The sequence below is a fragment of the Amycolatopsis sp. A1MSW2902 genome (assembly GCF_017312175.1).
Classification (GTDB): domain Bacteria; phylum Actinomycetota; class Actinomycetes; order Mycobacteriales; family Pseudonocardiaceae; genus Amycolatopsis; species Amycolatopsis nivea.
In genome coordinates this window covers 9,035,770-9,048,256 of sequence record NZ_QJPO01000001.1, presented here as the reverse complement: position 1 = coordinate 9,048,256, position 12,487 = coordinate 9,035,770, and the positions used below count along the sequence as shown (strand labels likewise).

The window sequence follows — 12,487 nt, the reverse complement described above, 5'->3', positions numbered from 1 at the left end:
CACGGACGTTGGGCGAAGCGGGACTCAGCCCAGTCGGCGAGCGGTGACGAACCGTGCGCGCCCGCTGTAGTCGGGATGGTCCTCCACCCCGGTCAGCACCCGGCGCGCCCGGACCAGTGCGGGCACCGCTGAGCCATGCGTGTCGTCGTGTTCGATCGCCAGGCCGCCGCCCGGGCGCAGCAGCCGCGCACCGGCCGCGATCGCGTGCCGGATCACTGCCAGACCGCTTTCCTCCGCGAAGACCGCGCGGGCCGGGTCGTGTTCGCCTACCTCCGGCGGGACCGGGGTGCCTTCCGGGACGTACGGCGGGTTGCAGAGCACCAGGTCCACGAGACCGTCGAGTTCGGCGAACATCGTCGGATCCGCGATGTCGCCGGAGTAGAGCCGGATCGGGGTGTTGCCCGCCGCGGTGTGCACGTCGGCGTTGTGCCGGGCCCAGGCGAGCGCCTGCGGGTCGACGTCGACCGCGTAGACCACCGCGTCCGGGCGTTCGTGCGCGAGCGCCAGCGCCAGCGCGCCGGACCCGGTGCACAGGTCGACCACCACCGGGTATTCGCGGCCCTGGAGGAACTTCACGCCCCATTCGAGGAGCAGTTCGGTTTCCGGGCGCGGGACGAACACACCCGCGCCGACGTTGACCGTGATGTTGCCGAGCGCGGCCCAGCCGGTGAGGTACTGGAGCGGGATCCGCTTGGCGCGCTGCGCGACGAGCTGGCCGATCGCGTCGATCACCGGCGGGTCGACCAGCGGCACCATCGGCAGCCTGCCCCGTTCGACGCCGAGCACGTGCGCGGCGATGAGATCCGCGTCCGACCGCGGCGATTCCACGCCCGCCTCGGTGAGGATCCGGGTGGCCTCCATGATGGCCAGGCGCAGCGGCTGCCGATTCACTGGTCGTCCTTCACTCGTCGAAACTGCCCCCGGAGGGGGTGCTGCCCAGCGTATCGACCCCCGGCCGCGCGGGGGTCACGCCTGGCCGAGATATCCGGACAGGACTTCGCGCCGCTGGGCGAGATCCCCGATCCGGCGGTCCACCTCGGCCAGTTCCCCGCGCAGCCTGCGCACCAGTTCCGGGCACAGGTCGAGGTGCGCGGCGGGTCCGCTCGCGCAGTCGAGCATCCCGGAGATCATCTCCGTGGTCAGGCCCGCGGCCAGCAGTTTCCGGATCTGGCACACCCGGACGACGGCCTCCTCGTCGTACACCCGGTACCCGCTCGTGTTGCGCGCCGAGGCCAGCAGGCCCTGCTCGCCGTAGTACCGCAGCAGCCGCGGCGCGACGCCGGTGCGCTGCGCGAGTTCGCCGATCAGCATCCGATTTTCTCCTGCTTCTGGCCTTCACACTGGTGTCAATCCTTAACGTCGCGAACATGACAGAACATTTCGCGCCCCTCGTCGCCGGACAGGGCCCCGGCCTGCTGCTCGCCCACGGCGCGGGCGGCGGCGTGACCGCCAATTTCGGTCCGCTGCTGGACGATCTCGCCCGCACGCACACCGTGGTCGGGGCCGATTACCCGGTCGCGGGCGGCACACTCGACGAACTGGCCGACGGACTGGTCGCGACCGCCGTCGACGCCGGGGTCGAGAAGTTCGCCGTGCTCGGCTACTCGCTCGGCACGGCCGTCGCGGTCCGCGTGGCCACCCGGCATCCCGAGCGCGTGACCGGCCTCATCCTCACCGCGGGCTTCGCCCGGCCGGACGCGCGGATGGAACTGGCGCTGGATGTGTGGGCAGAGTTGCTGAAAGGCGACCGTACTCTGCTCGCTAAGTATCTGATGCTGACCGCGGTCAGCGAGCCGTTCCTCGCCGCGCTGACGCCGGAGCAGGTCGCTGAGGCGGTCGCCGGGTTGGCCGCGTCGGTGCCCGCGGGGACGGCGAAGCAGGTCGAACTGGTCCGGAAGGTCGACACCCGGGCGGAATTGGCGTCGATCGCGGTCCCGACGCTGGTGATCGCCACGACGCTGGACTCCCTCGTGCCGCCAAAGCACTCGCACGAGCTGGCGGACGGGATTCCCGGCGCGGAGCTGGTCGAAATCGCATCCGGGCACGGCATCGGCGAGGAAGCGCCGGAAGCCTGGCTCACCGCGATCCGGAAGGTGCTGCGATGAGCCGCCAGGTGGTCCTGCCGAACGAGTCGCCCGACCTGACCCCGCGCCGCCTCGCCGACCTCGCCCGGCTGGCTGAGGAGCTGGGGTACGAATCCGTCTGGCTGCCGGACCACGTGCTGCCGCCGGAGCCGTTCGGCGAGGTCTTCGGCGGCGTGTACGAACCGCTGGCGACGCTCGCCTATCTCGCCGCGGCGACCGAACGCGTGCAGCTGGGCACGTCCGTGGTGATCGTGCCGCAGCGCGAACCGCATTTGCTGGCCAAACAGGCCGCGACGATCGACCGGCTGTCCGGGCACCGGCTGGTGCTGGGCGTCGGCGCGGGGTGGAACGAGCCGGAGTTCGCGGAGATCGGCGCGGATTTCCCCCGCCGCGGCGCGACGCTGGACGAGACGCTTTCGTTGCTGGATCAGCTGTTCACCACCGGACGAGGCCGATCCGGTGGGTATTTCGAACCGCGGCCGGAGGGCCGGATCCCGATTCTGGTCGGCGGGAATTCGACGGTCGCGCTGCGCCGGGCGGTCCGGGCCGGGGACCAGTGGCTCAGCGCGGGCCTCTCACCGGAGGCTTTCGCGGAACGGGTCGCGAAGCTGTCCCAGCTCGACCCGGAGCGGCGCGTGCGGCGGATCGCCCGGCAGCAGTACGACGAAGAAACAGCCGTCGAGACCTACCGCGCGTACCGGGACGCCGGGGCGGACGCGGTGGCCGTGCATTTCGGGGATGACAAGGGATACGAGGAACGGATGACGGCGTTCGCCGCGGCGACCTCGTGAGTGCCTGACCCGAGGAGAACCGCGGCCGCCGATTCCATTGTGGACGGACAGCACGCCGCTCGGATTGCTTGGCCTGGCACCGATTTCGGTGCTGGTCAGCCCGACTGAGCGGCGAGCCGTTCCTCCCGGTCGGCCGACGCCAGCGCGTCCAGCACCCCGTCCAGTTCCCCGTCGAGGACCTGGTCCAGGTTGTACGCCTTGTAGTTCACCCGGTGGTCCGAGATCCGGTTCTCCGGGAAGTTGTACGTGCGCACCCGCTCCGAGCGGTCGACCGTCCGGACCTGCGAACGGCGCGCGTCCGACGCCTTCGCCGCGGCCTCTTCCTCGGCGACCTGCTGCAGCCGGGCCTGCAGCACCTGCAGCGCCCGCGCGCGGTTCTGGATCTGCGACTTCTCGTTCTGGCACGACACGACGATCCCGGTCGGCAGGTGGGTGATCCGCACCGCCGAGTCGGTGGTGTTGACGCTCTGCCCGCCGGGACCCGACGAGCGGAACACGTCGATGCGCAGGTCGTTCGGGTCGATTTCGACCTCGACCTCTTCCGGTTCCGGATAAATCAGCACGCCGGACGCGGACGTGTGGATGCGGCCCTGCGATTCCGTCGCGGGCACGCGCTGCACCCGGTGCACGCCGCCCTCGAACTTCAGCCTCGCCCAGACGCCTTCGACGTCCGCGGTCTTGCTCTTGAGCGACAGCGTGACGTCCTTGTAGCCGCCGAGGTCCGACTCCGTCGAGTCGAGCACCTCGGCCTTCCAGTTGTGCCGCTCGGCGTAGCGCAGGTACATCCGCAGCAGGTCGCCGGCGAACAGCGCGGATTCCTCGCCGCCCTCGCCGGACTTGATCTCCATGACCACGTCGGAGCCGTCGTACGGGTCGCGCGGCAGCAGCAGTTCGGTGAGTTTCGCTTCGAGCTGCGGGATTTTCGCCGACAGCTCCTCGGCCTCGGCGGCGAACGCCGCGTCCTCGGCCGCCAGTTCCTTCGCCGCGGACAGGTCGTCGCGGGTCTGGTCCAGCTCGCGCACCGCGCGCACGACCGGGCTCAGCTCGGCGTAGCGGCGGCCCAGTTTGCGGGCCCTGGCCTGGTCGGCATGCACCGCGGGGTCGGCGAGCTGCTGTTCCAGCTGTGCGTGCTCGTCGAGCAGCCCCTTGAGCGAACTCGAATCCACTTCGCCGTCTCCCTCTCGCGAACAGGCCCGGACAGAACAACGGCGCCCACCCGGGCGTGCGGGTGGGCGCCGTTGGACAAGCTACTTGGCGTCGGTCTTCTGCTGACGCTTGCCGTAGCGCTTCTCGAACCGGGCAACCCGGCCACCGGTGTCCATGATCTTCTGCTTGCCGGTGTAGAAGGGGTGGCAGTTCGAGCAGATCTCGACGTGGATCTGACCCGACTCCTTCGTGCTGCGGGTGACGAAGGTGTTCCCGCAGTTGCACGTGACGGTCGTGGTCACGTATTCGGGGTGAATACCGCTCTTCATGGTGTCCTCTCTCGTTGGCCCCGGGTCCCCAGTACGGGGTGAACCGGTGCCGGACTTCAGCGGGTCATTCTGCCAGACGTGCCGGCAAGGGCTTCAACACACCCCGGTGACCAGGTATTCCGCCGCCGGTCGCGACCGTGGGTAGTGAAGGACATTCGCATTGTACGGATTTTGTACCCGCTGGCGTGAAGCTGGCCGAGTTCGTGAATCGCTCACTTACTGGAGGTCCGGACATGCGCACGACCGACCTGCTCACCCGGCTCGCGAAGCCGGCCGCGGCGCTCGCCCTCGCCGCTTCCGCCGCGGTCTTCGCGCCTGCCGCGAATGCTTCCGGCGGCATCACCGCGGCGGACGTGAACCCCGCCGCCGGAACGTTCTCGGAGCTTTCCGAGGCGAACCTGACCGGGGCGGGCGACGGCACCCCGGCCGGTGCGGTCGCCTGGTACAAGGCGCACGCCGGAAGCACCGGGTGGGAGCACTACTGCGAGAAGGCCGCGGAGAATTCCTACGGCGTCACCGGGGTGTGGGCGTCGGCCAACGCACATTGGAACGGCGCCAGCCCGAAGCACACCAGCGGCAAACCGCCCGCCGGTTCGTTCGTGTACTGGAACATCAGCGCCTACGGCCACGTCGGCATCGCGGACGGCAACGGCGGGTTCTACGCCACCAGCGTCGGCGGCAAGATCGGCCACGGCAGCTCCACGAGCTACTTCAACAACTACCGCGGCTGGACCCCGGCCGCCGTCCCCCGCCACTGAGCTTTCTCCCCGCGCCACCTCCCCGGTGCGGGGAGAAACGTCCGTGAAGGACTCCTTGGGGGAATCTGATTCCCCCAAGGAGTCCTTCACGGACCTCCACACGCACCACGGCCCGCCCCCGGAAGCGATGGGGGCGGGCCGTGGTGCGTGAAGCGGGAACTCAGTCGTCGTCTCCGCCGCCGAGGGCGGTCTTCGAGACCTGCATCAGGAATTCGATGTTGGTCTTCGTCTTGCGCAGCCGCGAGATCAGCAGGTCGATGGCCTGCTGCGAGTCCAGCGCGTGCAGCACGCGGTGCAGCTTGTGCGTGACGGCCAGCTCGTCCGGCGAGAGCAGCAGCTCTTCCTTGCGGGTGCCGGACGGGTTGACGTCCACCGCCGGGAACACGCGGCGCTCGGAGATCTTGCGGTCGAGCTTGAGCTCCGCGTTGCCGGTGCCCTTGAACTCCTCGAAGATCACCGTGTCCATCGTGGACCCGGTCTCCACCATCGCGGTCGCGAAGATGGTGAGCGAGCCGCCGTTCTCGATGTTGCGCGCGGCGCCGAGGAAACGCTTCGGCGGGTACAGCGCGGTCGAGTCGACACCACCGGACAGGATCCGGCCGGACGCGGGCGCGGCCAGGTTGTACGCGCGGCCGAGACGGGTGATCGAGTCGAGCAGGACGACCACGTCGTGGCCCATTTCGACCAGGCGCTTGGCCCGTTCGATGGACAGCTCGGCGACCGAGGTGTGGTCGGACGGCGGGCGGTCGAAGGTGGAGGCGATGACCTCGCCCTTCACCGACCGCTGCATGTCGGTGACCTCTTCCGGACGCTCGTCGACCAGCACGACCATGAGGTGGGCCTCAGGGTTGTTGGTCGTGATCGCGTTCGCGATGTCCTGCATGATCGTGGTCTTGCCGGCCTTCGGCGGGGACACGATCAGCGCACGCTGGCCCTTGCCGACCGGCATGATCAGGTCGATCACGCGGGTCGTGAGCTTGTGCGGCTCGGTCTCGAGGCGCAGCCGCTCGTTCGGGTACAGCGGGGTCAGCTTGGTGAAGTCGGGACGGCGCTTGGCCTCGTCCGGCTCCAGGCCGTTGATCGAGTCGACGCGCACCAGCGGGTTGAACTTCTGCCGCTGCTGCTCGCCCTCGCGCGGCTGGCGCACGACACCGGTGATCGCGTCGCCGCGGCGCAGGCCGAACTTGCGGACCAGCGACAGCGACACGTACACGTCGTTCGGCCCGGCCAGGTAGCCCGAGGTGCGCACGAACGCGTAGTTGTCGAGCACGTCCAGGATGCCGGCGACCGGCAGCAGGACGTCGTCCTCGCGGATTTCGGTGTCGGGAGCGCCGCCCTCGCGCTGGCCGCCCCCGCTGCCCCGGCGGCGGCGGTCGCGGAAGCGGCGCCCGCGGCGGCCGCCTTCCTCGTCGTCGTCCTGCGGGCCGTTGTTCCGGTTGTCGCGGTTGTCCTGCTGGTTCCGCTGCCGGTTGTCCTGGCGGTCCTGACGGTTGTCCTGGCCGCCGCGGTTGTCCCGGTTGCCGTCGCGGTTGTTGTCGCGGTTGTCGCGGCCGTTGTCCCGGTTGTCGCGGTTGTCGCGGTTGTTGTCGCGGTTGCCGCCCTGGCGGTCGCCGCGCTGGTCGCGCTGGCCGTCGCCCCGGTTCGCGCCGCCGCGGCGGCGGCGGTTGCGGCCGCCTTCCTCGGACTGGCCGTCGGACTGGCCCTCGGAACGGTCGTGGCGCTCCGGGCGCTCCTGCGCGGCGGGCTTGCCGTCCTGCGCGGTCTCCGCCTTCGGGGCCTCGGCCTTGGGAGCCTCCGCCTGGACCGGCTCCGCCTTGGGCGCCTCGGTCTTGGCAGCCGCGTCCGCCTTCGGCGCGTCGGCCTTGGCCCGGCGGGCGGGCTTCTCGGCCTTCTCCGCCTTGGCAGGCTCGCCGACGCCTTCGAGCGGCAGCGTGTCGGCCGCGGCGGTGCGCTTCTTGCTCTTGCCCTGGCGCTCGCGGATCGCGGCGATCAGGTCCCCCTTGCGCATGCCGGTGGTCTCGCCCACACCCAGTTCGCCCGCCAGCTGGCGGAGCTCGGCGATGACCATTCCGGACAGGCCCCCGGTGCGGCGCTTCGGAGCGGCCGCGGCCCCATTGGTCTCAGCGGCCGCGGCGGGGGTCTCCACGTCGCCGCTCAACAGATCGGTGTTGCTCACACATGTCCTTCCTGACCGATCCACGTTCCAGGTGGATCAGCGGACTGCCGCCGGTAGCGAGACGGCTTCTGCCTCCGATGCGGACGGCTCGCGCCCAGCCGTGCGAGACACAGCGAAGCGCCGCCAGCACAGGGTGTTTGCCCCCTCCGGACGGAGAAAGCGGAATTCGGCACCGCCGGAACCGGAAACCCGCCTGCGTCCCTCCGCCTCCCGCGTGCCGGGCGGTGCGGAATCGGCGGATCGACGAAGGATGCGGACCGGAGCCGCCGCTAGGGGCGAACAGGCCCGGCATCGGGTGCGGAAACGCACGGTGATCGAACGCCCCTGAGGGTAGACCGCGCCCTGTCCGGGTGCAACAACCACCCCCCGCGTGGCGCACGCTGCCGTCCAGCCTGTGACCAGGTCGTCACCTGGCCACAACCTGCACGCCATCGCGGTCCACGGGCAATTCGGCGACGTCGAAGCCTGTAACGTCCACGCCCGCCGGGAGTATTCCCGTCAGCGTGAGAGCGAGCACAGTGGGGCCGGCGCCGGAAATGGTCGCGGGAACGCCTTGCGCACGCAGCGTGCGCACCAATTCCGTGCTCGCCGGGTACGCCTCGGCGCGGTAATCCTGGTGCAGCCGGTCCTCGGTGGCGGCCAGCAGCAGTTCGGGCCGTTCGGTGACGGCCAGCACCGCGAGCGCCGCCCGTCCCGCGCTGTGCGCCGCGTCGGCGTGCGGCACCTGCGCCGGCAGCAGCCCGCGCGTCGTGTTGGTGGACGACTTCTCCCCCGGCACCGCGACTACCGGCCGGATCGCCGCGTTCGGCTCCACGCGTTCGGCACGGAACCGGCCGTCCTCCGCCCACGCCACCACGAGCCCGCCGAACAGGCTCGCCGCCGCGTTGTCCGCGTGGCCCTCGAACTCGGCCGCGAGCTGGAGCGCGTCGGCGTCGAGCGGACGCTCCGCCAGCGCGTAGCCCAGCGCCACGCCGGTCACCACCGCGGCGGCCGACGACCCGAGGCCGCGCGCGTGCGGAATGCTGTTGTGGCAACGGAGATGCAGGCCGGGCGGCCGCACGTCGAGGTGTTCGCAGGCTCGCCGCAGCGCGCGGACCACCAGATGGGATTCGTCGGTCGGCACGTCCTCGACGCCGCCCGCTCCCGCGTCGAGCACCTCGATCTTCAAGCCGCCCTCGGTGACCTGCAGGTCGACCACGTCGTAACGGGCGAGCGCGAGGCCGAGCGCGTCGAATCCCGGGCCGAGGTTCGCCGTCGACGCCGGGACCGTCGCGCGGAACGCGGGCAGCGCCGTCATCGCAGGTCCAGCGCCGCCGCGACGGCCGTCGGGTCGACCGCGAGCGGTTCCACCTCGACGTTGCCCTCCAACGCCGTCGCCGGGTCCTTCAGGCCGTGCCCGGTGACGGTGCAGACCACCTTCGAGCCCTTCGGCAGCCGTCCGTCCGCCGCGGTGGCCAGCAGGCCCGCCACGCTCGTCGCGGACGCCGGCTCCACGAAAACGCCCTCGCGACGGGCCAGCAGCCGGTACGCCTCAAGGATCTTCTCGTCGGTGATCGCGTCGAACAGCCCGTTCGATTCGGCGCGCGCGTGCACCGCGCCGTCCCACGAAGCCGGGCTGCCGATGCGGATCGCGGTCGCGATGGTGTCCGGGTCGGCGACCGGTTCGCCGTGTACCAGCGGCGCGGCGCCTGCGGCCTGGAAACCGAACATCCGCGGGGTGTTCTTGACCACACCGTCCGCCGCGTACTCCGAATAGCCCTTCCAGTACGCGGTGATGTTGCCCGCGTTGCCGACCGGGAGGCAGTGCACGTCCGGGGCCTCGCCGAGCACGTCGCAGATCTCGAACGCGGCGGTCTTCTGCCCCGCGATGCGCACCGGGTTGACCGAGTTGACCAGCGTGACCGGGTAGTCCGCCGCGGTCTTGCGGGCGAGTTCGAGGCAGTCGTCGAAGTTGCCGTCGACCTGGAGGATCCGCGCGCCGTGCAGCACCGCCTGGGCGAGCTTGCCCATCGCGATCTTGCCCTGGGGCACCAGCACCGCACAGGTGAGCCCGGCCCGCGCGGCGTACGCGGCGGCCGACGCGGAGGTGTTGCCGGTGGACGCGCAGATCACCGCTTTCAGGCCGCTCGCCAGCGCGTGCGTGATCGCCACGGTCATCCCGCGGTCCTTGAACGAGCCGGTCGGGTTCGCGCCCTCGACCTTCATGTACACCTCGGCGCCGGTCAGCTCCGACAGGTGCGCGGCGGGCAGCAGCGGCGTGTTTCCTTCGCCGAGCGTGACCACCCGCGCTCCGTCCGGGACCGGAATCCGGTCGCGATACGCCTCAATGATTCCCGGCCAACCACTCATGCTGCCGCCTCGATTCGGAGTTTCACCATGCTCATCGGGGAGGCGGAAGCATGAATATCCATGATTCGCTTGCAAGCTGCGCTCATGCGTCTTCGCCTTCCACCCGCATCACGCTGACAACCTCGTGCACCACATCGAGTTTCGCGATTTCGTCCACAGTGGACTGCAAAGCCGCGTCGGGTGCGAGATGAGTGACCACGACGAGGCTCGCCGTGTCGTTCGCGTCGCGCTGGCGCACCGCGGCGATGCTCACGCCGTGCGCGGCGAACGCTTGCGCCACCTGGGCGAGCACGCCCGCGCGGTCCGCGACGTCGAGGCTCACGTGGTAGCGCGTCGGCGTCTGGCCCATCGGCCGCACCGGCAGCGCGGCGTGCGCCGATTCGCGCGGGCCGCGGCCGCCGTGCACCTGATTGCGCGCCACCGCGACGAGGTCGCCGAGCACCGCGCTGGCGGTCGGCGCCCCGCCGGCGCCCTGGCCGTAGAACATCAACTCGCCGGCCGCGTCCGCCTCGACGTAGACCGCGTTGAACGCGCCGCCGACGCCGGCCAGCTGGTGGCTGCGCGGAATCATCACCGGATGCACGCGGGCGGACACCGATTCCGTGCCGTCGTCCGCGGTCACGCGTTCGCAGATCGCCAGCAGCTTCACCGTGCGGCCGAGCGTGCGCGCGGCGGCCAGATCGGAGGCCGTGACGTCCGCGATGCCTTCGCGGTGCACGTCTTTCGCGGTGACCCGCGAGTGGAACGCCAGCGAGGCAAGGATCGCGGCCTTCGACGCGGCGTCGTAGCCGTCGACGTCCGCCGTCGGGTCCGCTTCCGCGTACCCGAGCCGGCTCGCCTCGTCGAGCGTTTCGGCGTAGCCCGCGCCGGTGGCGTCCATCGCGGAGAGGATGTAGTTGGTGGTGCCGTTGACGATCCCCATCACGCGGGTGATCCGGTCGCCTGCCAGCGATTCGCGCAGCGGGCGCAGCAGCGGGATGGCCCCGGCGACGGCGGCCTCGAAGTAGAGGTCCGCACCGCTGGCGTCGGCCGCCTCGAACAGCTCGGCCGAACACTCGGCGAGCAGCGCCTTGTTGGCGGTGACCACGGACTTGCCCGCGTTCAGCGCGGTGAGCAGCCAGCTGCGCACCGGGTCGATCCCGCCGACCAGCTCGACCACGACGTCGACGTCGTCGCGGGCCACGAGCGCCGCAGCGTCGTCAGTCAGCAGTTCGGCGGGCAGTTCCGGGTGCTTGTCCGGACGCCGCACCGCGATGCCGACCAGTTCCACCGGCGCGCCCGCGCGGGCCGCCAGCTCGCCGGCCTGTTCGGTGAGCAGCCGCGCGACCTCGCTGCCGACCGTGCCGCAGCCGAGCATCGCTACCCGGATGGGTGACCGATCCGTGGGAGACAGGCCTTTCGGAGACACAGTGGACACTTCTCAAACCTCCAGGCGCAGCATGTCGTCCGTCGTCTCCCTGCGCAGCAGCAGCCGGGCGGCGCCGTTGCGCACGGCGACCACCGCGGGCCGCGGCAGCCGGTTGTAACCACTGGCCATCGCGTAGCAGTAGGCGCCGGTCGCCGCGACGGCCAGCAGGTCGCCGGGAGCCAGCGTGTCTGGCAGCCAGCAGTCTCGGACGACGATGTCGCCGGACTCACAGTGTTTTCCCACCACGCGAGACAACGCCGGGGTCACCGGCTCGTTTCCGTCGGAGGCGGAGCGCGAAACCACCCGGCAGTCGTACACCGCGTCGTAGAGCGCCGTGCGGATGTTGTCGCTCATCCCGCCGTCGACGCTGACGTACCGGCGGGCGGTCTCGTCGCCGAGCGCGACGTCCTTGATCGTGCCCACCTCGTACAGGGTGAACGTGCCCGGACCGGCGATCGCGCGGCCGGGTTCGCCCGCGATGCGCGGCACCGGAAGCTCCGCGTACGCGCATTCCTTGCGGACGATCTCGCGGATCTGCGTGATCATCTGCGAGGGCGGCGGCGGGTTGTCCTTTTCGGTGTAGGCGATGCCGAAACCGCCGCCGAGGTCGACGACGTTCATCTGCTCGAGCAGATCCCGGCCGTGCTCCTTGGCCAGGTCCGCGAGCAGCCCGACGACGCGGCGCGCGGCGACCTCGAAACCGTCGGCGTCGAAGATCTGCGAACCGATGTGGCTGTGCAGGCCGACCAGCTTGAGCGACGGCGCGTTCAGCACCCGGCGGACCGCCTCGGCGGCATCGCCGGAAGCCAGCGAGAAGCCGAATTTCTGGTCCTCGTGCGCGGTCGCGATGAATTCGTGCGTGTGCGCCTCGACGCCGACCGTCACCCGGACGAGCACCTTCTGCTCGATCCCGTGCGCGGCGGCGATTTCGGCGAGCCGGGCGATCTCGTAGTACGAGTCGACCACGACGGTGCCGACGCCTGCCTCGACCGCCGCGTCCAGTTCGGCGACCGATTTGTTGTTGCCGTGGAACGTGATCCGCTCCACCGGGAAGTTCGCGCGCTGCGCGACGGCCAGTTCGCCGCCGCTGCAGACGTCGAGGCTCAGTCCCTGTTCGGCCACCCACCGGGCGACCTCGACGGACAGGAACGCCTTCGACGCGTAGTGCACGAGCGCCGGGTCGTCGAACGCCTCGGCGTAGTCGGCGCAGCGGGACTTGAAGTCCGCCTCGTCGACCACGAACAGCGGCGTGCCGTAGGTCTGCGCGAGGTCGCGCACGTCGACGCCGGCGATCCGGACGACGCCGTCCGCGGCGCGGTAAACGTTGCGCGGCCACACTTTCGCGGGCAGCTGGTCGAGTTCGCCCGCACTCGCGGGCGGGAACCCGGAGGCGTCGGCATGGGGGTAGACGTCGGCGTGGCGGGGGCCCGCGGGGTGCGCCATGGT

The 12,487-nt window shown here is 70.7% G+C and carries 12 protein-coding genes; 3 read left to right on the top strand and 9 right to left on the bottom strand.

The window, feature by feature from the left end; translation table 11 throughout:
- Positions 1-24 precede the first annotated feature (24 nt).
- Together prmC and DMP23_RS42400 are read right to left on the bottom strand one after the other, a co-directional pair.
- Entirely contained in the window at positions 25-891 is an 867-nt protein-coding gene (gene prmC, locus DMP23_RS42405; RefSeq protein WP_037815384.1) for a peptide chain release factor N(5)-glutamine methyltransferase, read from the bottom strand.
- 75 nt (positions 892-966) lie between these two features.
- Complete coding sequence (locus DMP23_RS42400) at positions 967-1,311, bottom strand: MerR family transcriptional regulator (protein WP_337824306.1); 345 nt, start codon at positions 1,309-1,311, stop codon at positions 967-969.
- 56 nt (positions 1,312-1,367) lie between these two features.
- Between DMP23_RS42400 and DMP23_RS42395 the strand changes: the two genes are divergently transcribed.
- Together DMP23_RS42395 and DMP23_RS42390 are read left to right on the top strand one after the other, a co-directional pair.
- Positions 1,368-2,105, top strand: a complete 738-nt coding sequence (locus DMP23_RS42395) for an alpha/beta fold hydrolase (protein WP_337824305.1) — start codon at positions 1,368-1,370, stop codon at positions 2,103-2,105.
- Positions 2,102-2,875 carry a TIGR03619 family F420-dependent LLM class oxidoreductase gene (locus DMP23_RS42390; protein ID WP_337824304.1) on the top strand — a complete coding sequence of 258 codons (774 nt, stop codon included), beginning with the start codon at positions 2,102-2,104 and terminating at the stop codon, positions 2,873-2,875. Before DMP23_RS42395 ends, DMP23_RS42390 begins: the two co-directional genes overlap by 4 nt.
- 95 nt (positions 2,876-2,970) lie before the next feature.
- Here the strand turns inward: DMP23_RS42390 and prfA are convergent, their stop codons facing one another.
- Together prfA and rpmE are read right to left on the bottom strand one after the other, a co-directional pair.
- Entirely contained in the window at positions 2,971-4,041 is a 1,071-nt protein-coding gene (gene prfA, locus DMP23_RS42385; protein ID WP_043832088.1) for a peptide chain release factor 1, read from the bottom strand.
- Positions 4,042-4,122: 81 nt separating this feature from the next.
- Entirely contained in the window at positions 4,123-4,350 is a 228-nt protein-coding gene (gene rpmE, locus DMP23_RS42380) for a 50S ribosomal protein L31 (protein ID WP_037817406.1), read from the bottom strand.
- A 233-nt stretch (positions 4,351-4,583) separates the two neighbouring features.
- On the opposite strand from rpmE, the gene DMP23_RS42375 reads away from it, so the two are divergent.
- On the top strand, positions 4,584-5,108 hold the full coding sequence (locus DMP23_RS42375) for a hypothetical protein (RefSeq protein WP_037817404.1): 525 nt from the start codon (positions 4,584-4,586) through the stop codon (positions 5,106-5,108).
- Positions 5,109-5,268: 160 nt separating this feature from the next.
- Here the strand turns inward: DMP23_RS42375 and rho are convergent, their stop codons facing one another.
- The 5 genes from rho to lysA all read right to left on the bottom strand — a co-directional run bounded on the left by rho (position 5,269) and on the right by lysA (position 12,484).
- Positions 5,269-7,284, bottom strand: coding sequence for a transcription termination factor Rho (gene rho, locus DMP23_RS42370; protein ID WP_337824303.1), 2,016 nt, complete (start codon positions 7,282-7,284; stop codon positions 5,269-5,271).
- 406 nt (positions 7,285-7,690) lie between these two features.
- Positions 7,691-8,581: a homoserine kinase gene (thrB, locus tag DMP23_RS42365; RefSeq protein WP_167754044.1), complete on the bottom strand. Its 891-nt coding sequence runs from the start codon at positions 8,579-8,581 to the stop codon at positions 7,691-7,693.
- Positions 8,578-9,633: a threonine synthase gene (thrC, locus tag DMP23_RS42360; protein WP_337824302.1), complete on the bottom strand. Its 1,056-nt coding sequence runs from the start codon at positions 9,631-9,633 to the stop codon at positions 8,578-8,580. Before thrC ends, thrB begins: the two co-directional genes overlap by 4 nt.
- A gap of 82 nt (positions 9,634-9,715) precedes the next feature.
- Positions 9,716-11,041 carry a homoserine dehydrogenase gene (locus tag DMP23_RS42355; RefSeq protein WP_275293018.1) on the bottom strand — a complete coding sequence of 442 codons (1,326 nt, stop codon included), beginning with the start codon at positions 11,039-11,041 and terminating at the stop codon, positions 9,716-9,718.
- 12 nt (positions 11,042-11,053) lie between these two features.
- On the bottom strand, positions 11,054-12,484 hold the full coding sequence (lysA, locus tag DMP23_RS42350) for a diaminopimelate decarboxylase (protein ID WP_134667318.1): 1,431 nt from the start codon (positions 12,482-12,484) through the stop codon (positions 11,054-11,056).
- Between the last annotated feature and the right edge of the window lie 3 nt (positions 12,485-12,487).